Origin of the sequence: Rhodopirellula sp. MGV (genome assembly GCF_002251265.1) — a bacterium.
Lineage (GTDB): Bacteria > Planctomycetota > Planctomycetia > Pirellulales > Pirellulaceae > Stieleria > Stieleria baltica_A.
This window is the reverse complement of record NZ_NPDI01000069.1, coordinates 104895-122938: the sequence shown is the minus strand read 5'-3', so window position 1 is coordinate 122938 and position 18044 is coordinate 104895. Positions and strand designations below refer to the sequence as shown.

20 protein-coding genes are annotated in these 18044 nt (G+C 55.1%); 6 read left to right on the top strand and 14 right to left on the bottom strand.

Features of this window, described 5'->3' with window-relative positions; translation table 11 throughout:
* Positions 1–205 precede the first annotated feature (205 nt).
* A complete protein-coding gene (locus CGZ80_RS24155) occupies positions 206–673 on the top strand; it encodes a hypothetical protein (RefSeq protein WP_094418240.1) in 468 nt (155 codons plus the stop codon).
* Positions 674–702: 29 nt separating this feature from the next.
* Here the strand turns inward: CGZ80_RS24155 and phoU are convergent, their stop codons facing one another.
* Positions 703–1359 (bottom strand): phosphate signaling complex protein PhoU, encoded by a 657-nt coding sequence (gene phoU, locus CGZ80_RS24150; protein ID WP_094418239.1) that lies wholly within the window; start codon positions 1357–1359, stop codon positions 703–705.
* Between the two features lie 405 nt (positions 1360–1764).
* Between phoU and CGZ80_RS24145 the strand changes: the two genes are divergently transcribed.
* From CGZ80_RS24145 to CGZ80_RS24130, 4 genes are all read left to right on the top strand, one after another.
* The gene (locus tag CGZ80_RS24145) at positions 1765–3306 is read left to right on the top strand and encodes an OprO/OprP family phosphate-selective porin (RefSeq protein WP_233148635.1); all 1542 of its coding nucleotides are present in this window, start codon (positions 1765–1767) and stop codon (positions 3304–3306) included.
* 66 nt (positions 3307–3372) lie between these two features.
* Positions 3373–4014, top strand: a complete 642-nt coding sequence (locus tag CGZ80_RS24140) for a hypothetical protein (protein WP_143544127.1) — start codon at positions 3373–3375, stop codon at positions 4012–4014.
* A 261-nt stretch (positions 4015–4275) separates the two neighbouring features.
* Positions 4276–4869, top strand: a complete 594-nt coding sequence (locus tag CGZ80_RS24135) for an ECF-type sigma factor (protein ID WP_094418236.1) — start codon at positions 4276–4278, stop codon at positions 4867–4869.
* 17 nt (positions 4870–4886) lie between these two features.
* Complete coding sequence (locus CGZ80_RS24130; protein WP_094418235.1) at positions 4887–6647, top strand: serine/threonine-protein kinase; 1761 nt, start codon at positions 4887–4889, stop codon at positions 6645–6647.
* A 36-nt stretch (positions 6648–6683) separates the two neighbouring features.
* Here CGZ80_RS24130 and CGZ80_RS24125 read toward each other — a convergent pair whose 3' ends face one another.
* Complete coding sequence (locus CGZ80_RS24125) at positions 6684–7322, bottom strand: response regulator transcription factor (RefSeq protein ID WP_094418234.1); 639 nt, start codon at positions 7320–7322, stop codon at positions 6684–6686.
* Positions 7323–7683: 361 nt separating this feature from the next.
* Here CGZ80_RS24125 and CGZ80_RS24120 point away from each other — a divergent pair, with 361 nt between their 5' ends.
* On the top strand, positions 7684–9123 hold the full coding sequence (locus CGZ80_RS24120; RefSeq protein ID WP_094418233.1) for a sigma-54-dependent transcriptional regulator: 1440 nt from the start codon (positions 7684–7686) through the stop codon (positions 9121–9123).
* Positions 9124–9137: 14 nt separating this feature from the next.
* On the opposite strand, the gene CGZ80_RS24115 is transcribed toward CGZ80_RS24120, so the two are convergent.
* The 12 genes from CGZ80_RS24115 to groES form a co-directional block, all read right to left on the bottom strand.
* Positions 9138–9905 (bottom strand): PIG-L deacetylase family protein, encoded by a 768-nt coding sequence (locus tag CGZ80_RS24115; protein ID WP_094418232.1) that lies wholly within the window; start codon positions 9903–9905, stop codon positions 9138–9140.
* Positions 9906–9945: 40 nt separating this feature from the next.
* Positions 9946–10326: a hypothetical protein gene (locus tag CGZ80_RS24110; protein WP_094418231.1), complete on the bottom strand. Its 381-nt coding sequence runs from the start codon at positions 10324–10326 to the stop codon at positions 9946–9948.
* Positions 10323–11168 (bottom strand): sugar phosphate isomerase/epimerase family protein, encoded by an 846-nt coding sequence (locus CGZ80_RS24105; protein ID WP_094418230.1) that lies wholly within the window; start codon positions 11166–11168, stop codon positions 10323–10325. The genes CGZ80_RS24110 and CGZ80_RS24105 overlap by 4 nt, the downstream gene beginning before the upstream one ends.
* Complete coding sequence (locus tag CGZ80_RS24100) at positions 11165–11863, bottom strand: hypothetical protein (protein WP_094418229.1); 699 nt, start codon at positions 11861–11863, stop codon at positions 11165–11167. Before CGZ80_RS24100 ends, CGZ80_RS24105 begins: the two co-directional genes overlap by 4 nt.
* A gap of 99 nt (positions 11864–11962) precedes the next feature.
* Positions 11963–12442 (bottom strand): hypothetical protein, encoded by a 480-nt coding sequence (locus tag CGZ80_RS24095; protein WP_094418228.1) that lies wholly within the window; start codon positions 12440–12442, stop codon positions 11963–11965.
* Positions 12443–12465: 23 nt separating this feature from the next.
* Positions 12466–13074, bottom strand: a complete 609-nt coding sequence (locus tag CGZ80_RS24090) for a zf-TFIIB domain-containing protein (protein WP_143544126.1) — start codon at positions 13072–13074, stop codon at positions 12466–12468.
* A 120-nt stretch (positions 13075–13194) separates the two neighbouring features.
* Positions 13195–13758 carry an isochorismatase family protein gene (locus tag CGZ80_RS24085; protein ID WP_094418226.1) on the bottom strand — a complete coding sequence of 188 codons (564 nt, stop codon included), beginning with the start codon at positions 13756–13758 and terminating at the stop codon, positions 13195–13197.
* A gap of 46 nt (positions 13759–13804) precedes the next feature.
* Positions 13805–14095, bottom strand: a complete 291-nt coding sequence (locus tag CGZ80_RS24080) for an FmdB family zinc ribbon protein (RefSeq protein WP_094418225.1) — start codon at positions 14093–14095, stop codon at positions 13805–13807.
* A 79-nt stretch (positions 14096–14174) separates the two neighbouring features.
* On the bottom strand, positions 14175–14771 hold the full coding sequence (gene grpE / locus CGZ80_RS24075; protein ID WP_094418224.1) for a nucleotide exchange factor GrpE: 597 nt from the start codon (positions 14769–14771) through the stop codon (positions 14175–14177).
* A 34-nt stretch (positions 14772–14805) separates the two neighbouring features.
* Positions 14806–15924: a molecular chaperone DnaJ gene (gene dnaJ / locus CGZ80_RS24070; RefSeq protein ID WP_094418223.1), complete on the bottom strand. Its 1119-nt coding sequence runs from the start codon at positions 15922–15924 to the stop codon at positions 14806–14808.
* A 161-nt stretch (positions 15925–16085) separates the two neighbouring features.
* Entirely contained in the window at positions 16086–17705 is a 1620-nt protein-coding gene (gene groL, locus CGZ80_RS24065) for a chaperonin GroEL (protein WP_094418222.1), read from the bottom strand.
* A gap of 40 nt (positions 17706–17745) precedes the next feature.
* Entirely contained in the window at positions 17746–18042 is a 297-nt protein-coding gene (gene groES, locus CGZ80_RS24060; RefSeq protein WP_094418287.1) for a co-chaperone GroES, read from the bottom strand.
* Between the last annotated feature and the right edge of the window lie 2 nt (positions 18043–18044).

Sequence of the window (18044 nt, the reverse complement as noted above, 5' to 3'; positions counted from 1 at the left end):
CAACCGACAAAAGCGTCAGGCCTTCGTCCACTGAAGGCGAGCGGATCACGGCTTTGCCTGTGGAAACCCCCTCCATCAAGCCGACTCAGGCATCCCCGCCATGACAAAGTGCTGAAAAAACAGCCAGATGCACTGAAATCTTTTTCCAGATTAGATATCGTGGAAGGAGTGTGTCGGACCGTACCAAGCGCTTTCTTTACGTCCCATGTCCCGGTCAAAAATCAAGGCGAACCTTCGTGCAGCTGATCGTCGTCGGCGTCGCCGACACGAAGGCAATGTTCGTCCTACCGACTCAGCCCAAACTGGATCGAGCAGCGATGACTCCAGCAGCAACGATTCGCACCAAGCGGCTCCAACGAGCAGCGTGTCGATCGATGTTGCGGGGTTGATGATCGAAGCGATCCTGTCGAACAGCCACTCCAGAAGCCCACTGCGTGACTCGGTCGTGATCCATACGCTGCGTTCGATCAGCCGAGACGATGAATCGGATGAAGGGCTGTCTCCCGCAGCGCAAGCGTTGCGACAGCAAGTATTGGCATACCTCGCCCCTCACCAAGTCGACCACGCATCGATTATCAAAGCCGCACGAGACATTCTTGGAATCGCGAAGAATCATTTACGCGATGATTCCCCGGACGGCTTCATTCAATACTTGGCTCTGATCGCCAATTGAGGGAACGGCTTCGCTTGATGGCGGAGTAGTTATTGGTGCCGATGTATTTCGCCATCAACGACATACTCGATGTCTTCTGCGATATTGGTCGCGTGGTCGCCGATCCGCTCGACAATCCGCGAGGCGGAAAAGACATGGAGGTAGCCAGACACCCACTCCGGATGGGCCGTCATTTTTTCGGTGAGCTCTAGAATTACTTGGCGATTCATTTCGTCGAGTTTGCAATCATCGCCGCGAACTTTCATCGCCAGGCCTTTATCGACTTTCAAGAATGCCTCGCGTGCATCTCGCAACATGTTGATCGAGAACAGCACCATATCCGTCAGGCGACTGGGAATTTCCAAATGAGGAAACTCAACCAGAGATTCGGTGCGTTCGGCAAGGTTTAAGGCGAGATCAGCAATCCGCTCCAAATCGGCGTTGATTTTTAATGCCGCCGCAGTTCGCCGCAAATCACTTGCGACCGGTTGATGCAACGCCAAGACGGCGAGGCAATGCTCTTCGATTTGAACTTCGTTCTCGTTGATGCGTTCTTCCATCGCCAACACATTGTCGGCGGTTCCCATGCATCGCTCACAAAGCCCACGGTAGGCAGACCGGATCATCGCTTCGATTTGGTCACACTGGCCGGAGATCGAATCTTCGATCATCTCCAAGCTCTGTTCTAGTGATTTCCTGGCGATCATTCGCTTCCCACTCCTTGCTAAATGCCCTCACAGGACACACACAAAAACCCAACCGTTCCTTAACGCATTGTTAATAATACCCGAGGTTCCGTGACCGGACTAGAGAAAACTTAGCGGTCGCGAGGGTTGCGAGACGGACCTCTACCGATGACGCAAACTTTTCAGTCTGTGTGCGTCGCAGGGGTCATCGCGATCGAAAGATGAAGCCGCCCCCAAACCGCTAATTCTTAATCGGATCAATCGATCCGTTTTGACGATTGCAACCGATCGCCTGTTTCTGAGGCAGATAATTTCGCAACATCGAAATTCGCTTCTGTCTCAAAAGACTTTGCGAGGTTGCTATGGTGAGCGCCAAAGGATTGGTGCTCGGCGGCCTGCATCTTGCCTGTCAACTGCATGGATGCAATGAGACGATCACTCAGCACACGTTTTAAACGTTTGTCATTACTTCTGGCTTTGAGCGCCGGAATGACCGCTTCGGCGGCTAACGCCGACGAGCCGTACTTGGATTTTGGTCCCGAAATTCCGGAGCAGCGAATCGCGTTGCTGGAAGACGACGGGCAAGCGATCGCTGACGATACCGAGTACGGCGCGATCGAAGGCGACAGCGTCTCGCGTGCTGATTATGACGCACTCGTTGAACGTTTTGAAAACCTGGAAGGATCTTGGACGAAGTATCAAGACAAGGTCAAAGCCGACGCGGACGCTAAAAAGAAAAAGCCTTCCGGCAAACTGAACGGTCGAGTTCACCTCGACAATTGGAGTTTCATCGACGAGGACGCCGGCACGAACTACCTGGAATCGGGTGACCCGAATCAAGACCCCGAAGACCGTTGGGATTTCCGCCGTGTCCGTTTGACGTGGTCCGGTGATGTACCAGGCGGAATGCTGTACCGCATTTCGATCGACTTCAACAACCCAAGTGCTCCGGAGATGAAGGACGCTTACATGGGGTTCAAAAACCTGCCCCATAACCAGCAGTTCTTGATCGGAAACCAAAAACGCCCCATCGGCTTGGATCACCTCAACAGCAGCCGCCACAACATCTTCATCGAACGGCCGCTCGTCGTCGAATCGTTCAACGAAGACGCGCGTCGATTGGGTGCGTGCATGTACGGCTACAGCGACAGCGAAGTTTACAACTGGCGTTACGGTGCGTTCCTGTTGGAAAACATCTCTGGCGATGGGCGTTATCGTGGCGACTACGACGAAGCCGGCATGTACGGCCGTTTGGCAATGAGCCCTTGGTATGACGAGATCAGCGGCGGCCGCGGCTACTACCACTGCGCGATCGCTGGATCGGTCAATACGACCGATGGCGACGGTACGCTGGACAACGACAGCAATTCGAATGAAGGCCGATTCCGAACTCGACCGCTCGCTCGCAGCAGTTCACGTTGGTGGGATACCGGTCGCTTGCTCGGTGCCGAAACCTATCAGCAATTGGCCTTCGAATCGATGCTCAACATCGGTGCGTTCCAATTGACCGGCGAATACATCAACACCTGGGTGCAGCGTGATCCACTCGGCGGCTTCAACGGAAACGACTTGCACTTCCAAGGTGCGTACCTGTTCGCCAACTACTTCTTGACCGGCGAGTATGTACCGTTGGATCGAACCAGCGGAACGATCGATCGGGTCAAGCCATTTGAAAACTTTTTCTTGGTCGACCGTTGCTGTGGCGGCACGGGAACGGGCTGGGGTGCTCTGTCAGTTGGCGTTCGCGGAGACTACTTGGACTTGTCGGATGCTGACATCCATGGTGGCCAAGGCTACGCGGTAACACTCAGCAGTAACTGGTACTGGACGGCGAACTCCAAGTTGCAAACGAACTTGGTGTTCGGTGAGATCGAAGATGCGGGACAAGGTCGATCGAACGTCCCATTGGCACAAGGTGTTGATGGAGACTTCACGATTCTCGGCTTCCGCTACATGATCGATTTTTAATGCGACGCATTAGACAAACCAATGCATCGCTTCCAATAAATCATACTTATGCTTGAGACATCACTCATGACCAAATTGATCCTCCAACGAGCGAACTGGGCCCTGCTTTTTGCAGTCGCCTTGATGGTCTCGCAATCGCCAACCGCCGAAGCTGGCAAACTGTTCAGCCAGACCGGAGCGAGCTGCCACTGCCCCGTTTGCGACCACTGCTGCGAGTTAAAAGCCGAACAAGTCGACGTCGAGAAGACTTGCTTCAAAGTTGAATCGAAACTGATCTGCATTCCTCGCGTCGTGTTCCCATGGCAAAAATCGAAGCAAGCCGCGTGTGCCGCGTGCGATAGCTGCGACGGACAAGGCTGCACCAACTGTGTTCACAACGGAGCGCGTGTCCGCAAAGTCTGCGTGCTGAAAACAGAGAAGTACACCTGCCCGGCTTGCGAGTACTCGTGGACACCGGTCAAAAAAGATGTTTGTTGTGGCGACGGTTGCGACGGTGGTTGCACTGGGGGACCAGCGGAAACCGGGGCACCTGTGGAAATGATCGAAACCGAACCCGGCCAACCCTCGATCGTCGCACCTCCTGCCGCGGCACACCTGAACCAACCAATCGCCGAACCGATCTCGGCTGCGGATTACTTCCGAATCCCGGCACCGGTCGTCTCACGTCAACCATCGGTCAGTCGACTCCCGATTGCACCGGTACGTTAGTGATTGGCCCACCAATCGCCGTCATCGAATTGAGGAATCACCCTCAAAGCCAAACATGACCGCAGGGCGTGAACACGCCCACAGGTATACTGAAAACGCCACAAAGTGGTGAATATTTGAACCTCGGGGCAGATTTGCTTCGAGGTTTTTTTATTGATTAACTCAAATTCGCAATGTCGACAAATGTTTCCATTGTGCGTGGGTCTTGGCTCAGTTTTAATCTGGTTAATCTTTTCATAATGTCGGTCATGAGCGGTTGAGATGGATCATCAAGAAATCGAGACGCTACTCCGAAATGCTGTCGAGGGTTGCGAAGAGTCAACGACGCAATTTGTGCGTGAGTTCGAGACACAAATTCGGCTGGAAATCCGTACCCGCATCGCCAGTTCCGAAGTACGGCGCATGCTGGATTCGGTTGACATCGCGCAGAGCGTGTTTACCGATTTTCTGATCGCTTCACGCACCGGCTGCACCAGCCAGATGACTCCTAAGGAGGCACTCTCCAAACTGGTCAAAGCGTCGCGGGAGAAGGTGCAGCAAAAGATCCGATTCCACACTGCAAGCAAACGTGACATCCGCCGCAATACGGCGACCATTGATGAACACCGCGATTTGCAAAGCGACGTTCCTGAACCGCTCGACCATGCGACACAAGGCGACCTGAGAGAGTATCTGCAATCGCGATTCGGAACGCTGGACTACCGCTTGGTCGAATTGCGAATGCAAGGCTGCTCGTGGACTGACATTGCCGATGAAATTGGTTTGACGCCAGATGCATGCCGCATGCGCCTGCAACGTCTGAGAGCACATTGGCCGCTTGAATTGAAGGACCTGTTGCCCCAACCTCGTGACTAGAACCGCGACGCCCCGCGATGGTTCAATCCCCCGAACAACCTTACGGTGATCCGCAAGGCACCGACGTACGACTCGACCAAGCCCTGACATTCCAAGTTGACTTGGCGTCTCGTGGTCTGGACTGTTCGCTGGAAAGAGTGCTGGAGCAGTTCCCCGATCTGGACAAAGACGCCGAGTCTGTTCTCGCCATTCTGTACAACAGCTATCGGCTGACTCCCTGCGAACAACGCGCCGAGCGTCAGCGTGAACTCTGTGATCGATTCCCGCAGCACGCCGCCGCACTGGATCGACAAATTCACTTCGGGGAGATCGTTGATTCTTGCTTGGGTGTCGACGAACTAAGTGACTCTTGGTCCGGCGACGATACCGTGGTCGAATTCGATGAGCAAGGTAAAGAAGTTCGCGACCGAACGAACCCGCTCGCTTCGATTTCTTCGATTGGCCGCTTCCAAATCGAACGGCTGATTGGACACGGCGGGATGAGCAGCGTCTATTTGGCCGTGGATACAGTGATCGGTCGTCAAGTCGCAATCAAAGTCCCTCGCATACGCAAGAACTCTGCTGGTGCGTTCGATGAACGATGCTTTGAAGAAGCCCGGATCGCTGCCAAGTGTGACCATCCGGGGCTGATCGACATCCTGGAGGTCGGTCGCTGGCGTGATTGTTTTTATCTGGTCACTCGCTACGCCGACCGTGGAGACTTGGCAACTTGGATGGAAAACAATCCCGGTCCGCAGCCAGTCGATCAAGTCACCGATTTAATCAGAAAGGTGGCCGAAGCTGTCGCCCATTGCCATAGCCAAAAAGTTCTGCATCTGGATCTTAAACCGGCAAACCTACTGTTCACATCGGACCCCGAACGCCCCGATGACGAATCAATCTTCCCCGGGAAAGTGCTCGTTGCTGACTTTGGATTGTCGCGAGCTGTCGAACTCGATGCTTCGGACGCTTCGACGACCAAACAGTTTGGGACGTTGCTCTATATGTCCCCCGAGCAACTCGATGCCGATCCGGATCGCCTGAAGCCGACGATCGATGTGTTCGCACTCGGCGTGGTGCTTTATCAACTTTTGACTGGGCACCATCCGTTCGCTGCCGCAACACCATTCGGATTGATGCAACGCATCTACCAAGGTGACTTCATTGGGTTCAAACACCAAAGCCATGTCCCCGGTGACCTGCAAAAGATCTGTTTGACCTGTTTGGCGACCGAACCAAGCAATCGGTACCAGACGGCCGGCGAATTGGCAGCGGATCTCAATCGGTTTCGAAAAGGCGAAGCCGTCGCGGGCTTACCAGAATCCTCCCTACATCGATTTGTCCGTTGGTGCCGTCAACCCAAGCGGATTGAACAAGCAGCCATCGTCTCTGCGGTCGGACACGGTGCGATCCTGATCGGATTCATCGCGGCATGGACGCTCTTCTGCTTTGTTGACTTTGAGTTCCCAATCTCAACCACGGAAATCTCGATCGACATAGCGAAGCTTTGCGTCTTTCCCCACTTGCCGGCCGTGCTGCTTAGCTTGGCGGTGCTCCGTGGACATCACTCGCTGCAATGGGGAAACGTCATGCTCGGAGCCAGCACGGTGGTCCTTGTCGCCGTGACATTCATCACTGGCGAAAGTCCGATTCGTCGCTACGCCGGAGAACCATTCGCCTTTGTCGTCTCGCACGTCTTGGTATTTGGGATGGCCATTGCGACATTCATCCCACAAGTGTTCTCGATCCCCGCATTAGCGGCGATCAAGTCACGTCGATCCAAACACGCGATCGGCTAGGTTCAGCTGCTTGCCAAGATCAAACGATCGCCAAGATCAAACGAAACCCTGACGTACGGCCCGCACCGCCACATCTGTACGATCGCTCGCGCCTGTCTTTCGCAAGATGTTTTGCACATGCTCTTTGACCGTTTCAACACTGATTGATAGCGACTTGGCGATCTCTCGGTTACTCAAGCCATATGCGACGTGACGCAAAACCTGTGCTTCGCGTCCGGTCAAAGGAAAAGCTTCTGGCAGATCCTTCGACTTGATCGATTCGATCAATTGGTTGCGCAGTTGGTCTAATCGACCGCCAGGACAACTCGTCCGGTGTTCGCTCGCATGCTTGATGACTCGCTCGATCACGTCGGAGCGATCGCTCTTGAGGACATAGTCTTGTGCACCGTTTGCAACCGCTCGCGCCATGTAGACGGGGTAGTCATAAGCGCTAAAAAAGACGACCGGCAACTCCGGGTGCTCACCGCGGATCTCCTCAAGGAGCGCAAGTCCATCCATCTTTTTCATTTGGACGTCGATCAGAATGACGTCAAATTCTTCTTCGTTGATGCAGTGAAGAGCTGACTCACCATCGCAAACGGATTTTGCGATGGAAACCGACGTCCCATCCATCAACTGTGCGATCCCGATGCGTGCCGCCTCGTGATCATCTACGACCAACGTTTTCAAAGACATCTTGTTCTCGATTCACGTTTTCCTAGTTGTCTCACAGCATTCCGAGAGCCAGCGTCTCCCGTCATTCGTGCTTTTCAAAGCGATTCGACCCGTTACATCCGTCATTGGCGTAACATCGCCGAGGTAAGAGTATGGCTCGTCAAGTGGGAGCCCCCCAGCCATCCCCCCCGAAAAATGGACAACAAATTGCCAGGAATCCAGCATTTCTTGTTCGCAGGACGGTTCCCTCACAATGAGGGGCCAGCGATTTGTGATTCATCGGGCACTTTTTTGCGTTTTTCCTAATGGTGACCTAGGAATTGGTGCAGAACTCTATCCCGGCATTGCCGGCACCATTTGATTTCGAAGACGACCGAGCAATATGACCCCGACGGCCTCTATCCTGCTTGTTGACGATGACTGGCACTTAGTTCAGTCGATGGCGGATTGGCTGCGCGAGCTCGGTCACAGCGTCGATGTTGCCGACTGCATTGAAGGCGCGAAGGTCTCTTTGGACCAGCGTCCCTACGATTTGCTGATTACCGATTTGCGGCTTCGCGATGAAGACGGTTTCCAGCTGATTGGGTACACCAAAAAGCGGCATCCAAACACTGTTGTGCTGGTGATGACTGGCTACGGTACACCCGACACTGCGATCGAGGCGATCAAGGCAGGTGCGTTTGACCTGCTGACCAAGCCGATGATTGATGACGAGTTGAACCTTGCCATCAGTCGTGCCGTTTCACAGCGTGACATCGAGCGAGAAAACGAAAAACTGCGTGAACGTCTCGACCGCCGCGCAGGTCTCGAGGGCATCATCAGCCACGACTACCGGATGATGAAAATTTTCGACGTGATCGATAGCATCGCCGATGCTCGTGCGTCGATCTTGATCACCGGCGAAAACGGAACCGGTAAGAGTATGATCGCTCGTGCGATCCACGAACGCAGCTCACGCCGCGGCAAACCCTTTGTCGAAGTCGCTTGTGGTGCGTTGCCTGATAACTTGCTGGAAAGCGAATTGTTCGGTCACGTCAAAGGCGCGTTTACGGGCGCAGCTGCTGACAAAGTGGGGAAGTTCCAACTCGCCGACCATGGCACTCTGTTTCTGGACGAGATCGGAACGGCGACGGCAGCGATGCAGGTCAAGTTGCTGCGTGTGTTGCAAGAGTTTCAGTTCGAGCAACTCGGCGGAACGAAAACACATTCGGTCGATACGCGCGTCATTTTGGCGACCAACGAAGACCTGTCCAAGGCCGTCACCGAAGGCAAGTTCCGACAAGATTTGTACTATCGGATCAATGTCGTCAACATCATGTTGCCGTCGCTCCGCGAACGTGTCGGCGATATCCCATTGCTCGTCGATTACTTCCTTCGTGAGGCAGCGGAGACCTGCGGACGGAAGGTCGAGGCATTTGATTCGAAAGCGATGGCACAAATGCAGGCCTATCGCTGGCCGGGTAACGTTCGCCAGTTGCAGAACGTCGTCGAGCGTGCGGTACTTCTTTCACGAGGTGACCATCTGACACTCGAAGATTTGCCGCCAGAGGTCCTTGGTAAGATCGCCGATCCGATGGGCGCGGCACTGCCGGAGCTCGGCATGCAGTCGCCAAACCTTGCCGTTACGCCAGCTGACTTTGAAGACAAAAGCCTTCGCGAAGCGCTTGAAGGCCCCGAGCGCGAGATCATCTTGCATTGCCTGCGTCGCCACAACTGGAACCGTGCCGCGACCGCAGACTCACTCGACATCAATCGTACAACGCTCTATAAGAAAATGAAGCGTCTGGGGTTGGATGACCCGCGGCTTCAATTCGCTCACTGATCAACCTGCCACGATCACTCGCTATCGCGAATCCGATCCGTCAAAGCCTCGCGCAACGGATCATCATCGGGACCACAGAATCCCCAGTGCAGATGTTTTCGCCAGCCTTCGGCGAACTCGAACACTCCGCTCATCCGTCCTGTTTCCGCGTTCACATCACGCAGTGCTTGTAGATAGCTATCCATCCCCTGACTTTGATCGAGCCACTGTTTCTGGCTCGCATGGCACGCCAACAGTTCGACCTTTTGCTCAACGACATCGCTGACATCGACATAGAAATGTGGGGGCACGACCTCGCAAAGCTGGGTCCGATTTCCGACCGGTTGGCAGTGATAGACCGTTACCGGTTCGTAATACGGTTCGACGGGCGGATCACTGATCAGATTCGGCATGCCGTGCGAGAACGCCGCGCTGACAGCCAACCGGCAGCTATTTTGGTGGTCTTCCATATAATCGATCGGTGGCTGTGTGAGCACGATCGACGCTTTTGCCTGGCGGACGAACGCGGTCACCTTTGCGACGTTCTGGATGTTATAGGCCGCCTCCATATCGGGAAAGATTGGCGGATAGAACGTCGCCCCTAGAAGCTCGCACGCGTGCTGAGCTTCCTGCAGTCGAGTCGCGGCGCATTCCTCACGTGATAGCGTCGTGCTGCCGCGTGAACCGTCGCACAAGTTGACATAATGCAGGTCCCAACCGCGTTGCTTGAGAAGCAACATCGTCCCCGCCATCATGTATTCGATATCGTCAGGGTGCGCCGCAATCGCGAGAACGGAAGGCATCAAACAGTCTCCACAAATCCTAAGGGGCACGGACCGTCGCCTACAGCGATCCGGCAAACAAGTTTGGCAACGAGCGATCAAATTGCCCGCGTGTCATGACATGCTGAACACCGATCGCTCGTGCCTGTTCAAGGTGCTGTGTCTGCACGTGTGGCGCATAAGCGATCGTGATTGAATCCGGACAAAGCTTCGCCCGATCTTCCATCAGGGTTTCCAGGATGCCGCTTCGCGTTGCCAAGTCCACGACGAGGTAGCGAACGGAGGCGATCTCAGGCACCCGTCCGGAAAGTTTAAACGCCAAGCCAGCCTTCTGTGCTGCGGCACGAACCCGCGACGCAAAGATCAAGTCGCCGGACAAGAACACCACAGTCGAAGTTTCATCCGACGACGAAGCGTTGTTGTTATCGGGGGTCTCGCTCACTTTCGCTTTGCCACTTCCGCCGTCATGAACTCGAAGCCTTCTTTGGCGAGCTTGATTTCGGTATCAAACATCGTTCGCCAAATCTTGGTCGCGGCGGCGATTTCAGGAAGCGCCAAACCGAACGCTTCGATCACCATCCATCCGTCGTATCCGCTGTTGCAGATCGCGTCAAAGTTTTCCTTCCAGTTGATCCCACCTTTGCCAGGTGTGCTGCGATCGTTTTCACTGATGTGGATGTGGATCAGCTTGTCACCGCCGGCATTGATCGCCTCGGTGATGCTTTTTTCTTCGATGTTGGAATGGAAGGTGTCATACATCATGCCACACGCCGGGTGATCGACTTCGCGGACGAAGCGTGCCGAATCGGCATGAGCGTTGAGCAGGTAACATTCGAAACGGTTGAGTGCTTCGACACCCAAACGGACCCCCACATTGCCAGCATGCTCGGCACACTCACGCATGCTTTCGACGCCCCATTTCCATTCGTCATCGGTTGGGCCTGCGCCACTGAAAAGCCCGATCGCGGAATGGTAAGGTCCGACCAGCGTTTGGATGCCGGCCTCGGCTGCCAGATCAAGAGTTTTCTTGGTCAGTTCGACGCCTTTCTTTCGAACGGCGGGATCAGGCGAAATCGGGTTATCGTCTTCTATGCGGATCGTGACGCCGGTCCGTTGCAGTCCCAAATCGTCGAGGTGTTTTCCGATCGCCCCGTAATCCAAATCCAGATTGAACATCGGCAGCTCGACGCCGTCGAATCCGATTTCTTTGAGCTGCTCACAGACCGGGAACATTGCTTCGGTGACTTCGCCGGTCCAAAGCAACAAGTTCATTCCGTATTTCATCGATCGTCAGGTCCTAGCGGGGGGAGGGAAGGGAAGGGCGTCGAGCCATCGGGACGCGTCAACAAACCCGTGCGACGAGATTCTACCAAGTCACGTGCATCGTGCAGCCATGGGAGGATCGAATGCGGCAATTCGGCCAATCGGACGCGTTTCATCACTTGATTGAGCCGCATCAACAGACGCTCGTCATCGAGGTAGTCGTATAGAAACCTCGCTTGACAGAATCGCTCGATCACCGCGGCCAGACGATCAGTGGGCTTGCCGGTGATTGTGTTGACACAATTTTCGAGTAACGCATGCGAACTCGACTCCACAGCCGCGTAGTATCGCCGCGCGATGTCTTCATCATCCCGAATCCAGAATGCATCGAGAAAAATCTCGATCAAAATATGACCGACAAACATCGGGCGAAATCCGCGATCACCGGGTAGCTGATCTCGCAAGGTCACCGCAAGCTGTAGGTTCAATTCGACAAACGCAGCGGTCTGATGAAACCAGCGGTCGTCTTGGATGTGATGCAAGATTCCTTGCGCAACTTGGACCGTCGCCAGATCATCGGACTGTAATGCCTCGGAAGCGTTCTTTTGTCGCGCACGAATCTTGCGATCGACGACACCCAACCAATCAGGCACCCCCGTCGAAATCGCAGTCAGTGGCTGATGCAAATACGGGATGGCATGGGACAAAAAATTCATCGATCAACAACTTGGTCGGACGGCGGCTTGGCAATAAGAGACGTATCGCAATGTCGACATTGCAACGTGGGCAGGCCAGCCAACCAGCTCGCTCGCTCGCTACAAATATCGCTTGATCGTGGACTTCGGATAGCCGTTATAGAAACGCTTGATCCAGTGTCGGCCGGAGCGGTCTTTTAAGTGTTGCTCCCATCCCAATCGGATCAAGAGCCGATCGGTAATCGCAGACGTCGACACGTGGGCCACGATCGCACAGGCGTTTCGGATCCGAGCGACTTCATCCAACACATGACAGGCCCCGACAAATGTTTTGTAGCCGGCGGTTCGCCCACTATGGATATAGTCGAGCGTCAAGAAGCCAGGCATTCCGAACGGGGTGTGGTAGTCCAACCAACAGAAATCGTCTTCGGGGCGCCCGTACCGACTTTGCCACCAAACCTGTGCCATCGAAACACTGCCGGCCATCAAGCGACGTTCGACGGAAACCAACTTTCCGTTTCGCATCGTAATACGCGCACAGCGCCAGCGGCGAATCAACTCGCAATGTTCCAACGGGTTTTCGACCACTTGTCCAAACACGACAGAAACTCACCTAGCAACCGTTAGAGATCCAGCAGCAAGTTCAACAGCGACACGCCCCCACGCAACAACGGATCTTGTTCTTGGTGGCCAAAATTACTGACTGGTCTTGCAGGTACGATCGGCGACGAACCTCGGGCAGGACGCTTGCCGGGCGCTCGGATGATCGCAGCCAGCTCCCAGTGATCCAGCCACGCAACGCCACAACCATTGCAGCTGTTAATGACAACGGTCCCAGGCCCGTAATACGGATGAGTCTCCATCGCTTCTAGACAAGCGGGGCAATCCAGTTGCCCATCAAGTTCGCGAGGATCCATCGGCGTCGGCGCTGCATCCTCGCCTTGATAAGCCATTCGTTTCTCGTGAATGATCGTCGCCAAGCAACCTTTCTCGATCACATAGCCACGACACCGGGTGCAAAGACAAACCCGCCACTTGCCGTGCAGGTTCGCAAACTCGAGCGGCACATGGCACTTCGGACAAGCAACGCCGGGTGCCTGCCCGAGCCGTTCGAGTGGCTCGGCCGGATCGTCGAGTTCGCTGGCGAAAACGTAGGTGTCACATGACAGACATCGGTGATGATTTCGATTGGAAATCCACCGCATTTCTTCGTGACAGTCCTGGCACTGCATCGTTTTGTGACCTAGTCGAAAGGGCTTCGCTGAAGCACCGGCGACTGGGAAACAACAGAAAACAGGCGACCAACCGCTGGTGTGGTTCAAACCTAGCACGCGTTCGAATGGGAAAGCCGCCTAAAGCGATTTCACGATTCGACTGACCGCTTTGAACTGCTCATGCTCGGCAGTTTCCAACCACTGATAGATCACCGATTCCAGACTAGTGATGGTCGCACCAAGGGAACGTATTTGTTCGATCGCCAAGTCGTGCTCCCAGCCACCGCGAGCGGCAACCGCTTCGGAAAGAACGACCGGGCGGAGGCCTTCTTGGAGTAAATCCATCACCGTCTGCAGGACACAGATGTGCGTTTCGACTCCACAGATCAGGATCTGATCACGACCTTCTGCGATCCAGGGATCGAGTTCTCGTCGGCATACCGCTGACGAGAAAGCGAGCTTTTCCTCGGGATCCGGAAAACGCTTGTCCAACGGTGTGACGAGCTTTCCCAACCCCTTGGGATACTGCACCGTCGCTGCCGCCGGTACGCCCAAACGGTCAGCGACCCTTAACAATGATTCGGTCGAATACAGGACGTTCTCGCCAGACGGGATCGCGGGCATCAACTTGCGCTGCAAGTCGATTACCAAGACCGCTGACGTGTCAACCGACAACCGATTCGACGAACGTTGGTACGGCATCTCAGCTTGCCCCTTGGTGTTGGCAATCCACGATTCAGAACGCAGGCTAGTCCTTGCCCTTGGACTTTTTACTCGCCTTCGCGTCGCCCTTCCCAGAATCCGATTTGCTTTCCGAAGGCTTGTTGTCAGCCTTGGCAGCCTTCTTGTAGCTATCGCTCCGATAATCGGTTTGATAGAAGCCACTTCCTTTGAACACGATCGCGGCGCCACTCCCGAACAAACGGCGAAGCTTCAGCTTGCCGCACTCCGGACACTTTTTCTTGACCGGGTCGTTAATGCCTTGAAACAGTTCCATTTCGTGCCCACAGGCATCGCATTGATAGTCATACGTTGGCATGGACAATCATTCTTGCAGAGGTACTAAAGAAAGTTAAATCGGTAGAGTCGTTGGGGACGTATCGCGAGCAGTCGCCGTTCTATGCCGGGCCAGTGCTAACAACGACTTGGCTGGGGCGGATCACACGGTCGTGCAACCGGAAACCCGATTGTGCGACGTGGGCGATCTTGCCGCTTTCGACATCGTTGCTGGGCATTTGCGAAATCGCTTCATGCAAGTTCGGGTCGAACGTTTCACCTTCGGTTGGGATCGGCGTGACACCATGCTTGCCAAAGACGTCGTCCATCTGCTTGGCAACCATCGCGACGCCTTCTTTCAGACCGTCGGTTTGGCCGCTGTTCACAGCCGCTTCCATCGCGCGATTCAAGTTATCGCGGACTTGCAGCAAATCGACGATCAGGTCTGTCGACGCGAAGCGAATCTGACTTTCGTAGTCACGACGCATGCGTTTGCGAAAGTTCTCGGCTTCTGCCTGAGCCTGCAACACTCGCTTGTCAGCTTCGGCAGCAGTACGGCGCAAGCGTTCCATTTCCTCGTCGCGAGTTTCCGGTTGGTCGAGCGTTTGCTCATCCGAAAACGCCTGATCGACGGCTTGATCTTCGACGCTTTGACCTTCACCTGCATTCGCTTGTGCGGATTCGGTTTCTGCTACTTCAGGATCGATTGGTTCACTCATGGTTCTTTTTGAAGATCACTTAAAACGGTAAGCACTAAAACAGGTCGGCGACCTTTTCAAGAAATGTTTTGCGATGAGGCAACACTGCCTCATGATCCAGATCGGCAAGCTTGCGAAGCAGTTCTTCTTGCTCGACAGACAGTTTCTTGGGGACCTCGATAAACACCTGGACCAGAAGGTCACCAGGCCGACCACCACGCGGGTCGATGACGCCTTTTCCGGACAAGGTAAACACCTCGCCATTTTGGGTCCCCGCCTCGATTCGCAGTGGCTCGGGACCGTCCAACGTCGGCACTTCGATTTCCGCACCGAGCGCCGCTTGTGTGTAACTGATCGGCAACTGCAGAATCAGGTTGCTGCCGTCGCGGCGGAACAGGTCGTGAGGTTTGACACTGATGAAACAGTAGCAATCGCCGGGTGGTCCGCCACTGGAGCTTGCTTCGCCTTCACCCTGAACGCGAACCCGCATGCCATCGTCGACACCCGCAGGGATCTCAACGGTCAATTCGGCCTTTTCGGTTTGCAGTCCAGTTCCACGACAATCGGTACACGGCTGGCTAATTCGCTGGCCAGCGCCACCACAGTGCGGGCACGCAGTTTGAACACGCAAGATCCCGGCCGATTGAACGACCTGTCCGCGTCCGCCACAGGTCGAACACACCTCGGGCTGGCTGCCTGGCGCCGCGCCGCTGCCTTCACAGGTGCCGCAACCGACATGACGCCGGAACGTGATGTCTTTGCTGACGCCTTTGGCAGCTTCTTCGAGCGTGAGCGTGACATCACAGCGAATGTCGGCCCCACGTTTCGCGCGACGTGAACGGCCACTTCGTCCGCCGAACAGATCGCCAAACATGCCGCCGCCACCGAACATCTCGCCAAAGGCTTCGAAGATATCCTCGACGTCGTTGAATTGGCTCGCCCCGCTTCCGCCGACTCCGGCGTGCCCGTAACGATCGTATCGGGCGCGTTTGTCCGCGTCGCTCAATACTTCGTACGCTTCGGACGCTTCCTTGAAACGTTCGACCGCGTCTTCGGCTTTGCTGCTATCGGGATGGTACTTGATCGCCAGCTTTCGATAGGCGCGGTCAATTTGTACCTTCGTCGCCGATCGCTCGACGGTCAGGACTTCGTAGTAGTCTCGCTTATTACTCATCGACACAAACAGTCGTCGTGTATGTGTTTTGATCAATGGGAAAAGGCGCCGTCACGGCGTCGCCTTTTCACCACGTGAAGTGCCGCACACAAAAACGGGCCGCCTACCGGTAAATGGCAGCGGCCCGTCGAAATGGTTGCGACACGGTTATCGCATCATGACTAGGAGACGACGCCTTCGGCACGAACGCGACCTTTGTCTTCCTTCTCAAAGTTCGTGACCATCGCTTCGGTGGTCAACAACAATCCGGCGATACTGCCAGCGTTGGTCAGCGCGGTACGCACAACTTTCACTGGGTCGATCACACCGGCTTTGAACATGTCGGTGTATTCACCGCTGTGGGCGTTGTAACCGATGGTCACGCCTTTTTGACGGACTTCGTCAACGACAACGCTGCCGTCGATTCCGCCGTTGTCAGCGATTTGCTTCATCGGAGCCGCGAGGGCACCCAACACGATATCGACGCCGATCTTTTCGTCACCACGAGCGCTCTTCTTGGCCGCTTCGACGGCTTCGATGCAGCGAACGAGGGCAACACCGCCACCTGGCAGGATTCCTTCTTCAACCGCAGCACGGGTCGCGTGCAAAGCGTCTTCCAAGCGAGCCTTGGTTTGCTTCATCTCGGCTTCGGTTTCTGCACCGACGCTGATGACCGCAACGCCACCGGCGAGTTTCGCCAGACGCTCTTGGTACTTCTCTTTGTCGTAATCGCTATCGGTTTGCTCGATCTGGGCGCGAATTTGGGCGACGCGTTGATCGATGTCTTCGCGTTTGCCGCCACCTTCGACGATCGTGGTGCTGTTCTTGTCAACGGTGACGTTCTTCGCACGTCCCAGTTGATCCAGCGTCACGTTTTCCAGTTGGATGCCCAAGTCTTCGCTGATCAGCGTTCCGCCGGTCAACGTCGCGATGTCACCCAACATTGCTTTGCGGCGATCGCCAAAGCCTGGTGCTTTCACGGCACAGACATTCAACGTTCCACGCAGCTTGTTGACGACCAACAGGGTCAACGCTTCGGCGTCGACGTCCTCGGCGATGATCAACAAAGGCTGGCCGGTTTGAGCCGACTTTTCGAGCAATGGCACGAGATCACGGATGTTGCTGATTTTCTTTTCGTACAGCAGCACCAATGCGTTCTCGAGGTTCGCTTCCATCGTACCCGCATCGGTGATGAAGTACGGTGAAACGAAGCCTTTGTCGAACTGCATCCCGTCGACGTAATCGACGGTGGTTTCGCGAGTCTTGCCTTCTTCGACAGTGATTACACCGTCTTTGCCGACGCGTTCGAGAGCTTCGGCGAGCAACTGACCGATTTTCGGGTCGTTGTTCGCACTGATCGCTCCGACGTGCTCGACTTCTTTCTTGTCTTCAACGGGACGTCCCATTTCCAACAAGTGGTCGCAGGCTGCGTTAACAGCTTTGTCGATTCCGCGGCGAACCGCGGTTGGGTTGCTACCAGCGACGATGTTACGAAGACCTTCTTTGAAGATCGCACGTGCGAGCACGGTCGCGGTCGTCGTGCCGTCACCGGCCAAGTCGCTGGTCTTTTGAGCGACTTCGATGACCAACTTGGCACCCATATTTTCGAATCGGTCTTCCAATTCGACTTCTTTGGCAACGGTCACACCGTCTTTGGTCACAGTCGGACCGCCAAAGGACTTGTCAATGATCACGTTGCGGCCGGTCGGTCCCATCGTCACAGCGACGGCGTTGGCCAACTTGTCGATCCCGGCCAGCATTCGAGCGCGAGCGTGATCGTCAAAAAGGAGTTGTTTTGCCACGAGAGGATTCCTCTATCAGTGAAAACGCGTACGGGAACGACTACAGAACCTTTGCCAAGATGTCGCTTTCGCGAAGGATCTTCATCTCTTGGCCATCGACTTCGATGTCGCTTCCGCCGTACTTGCCATAGATCACGATGTCGCCAACAGCGACGCTCAATTCGCCACGGTTGCCGCTTTCGAGCAGCTTGCCAGGACCAACAGCGACGATGGTTCCGCGTTGTGGCTTTTCTTTGGCCGAATCGGGAAGAACGATGCCACCGGCGGTGGTGGTTTCAGCTTCGACGGGTTGAACAACGACGCGGTCATCCAGTGGACGCAGTTTTACAGTAGCCATGA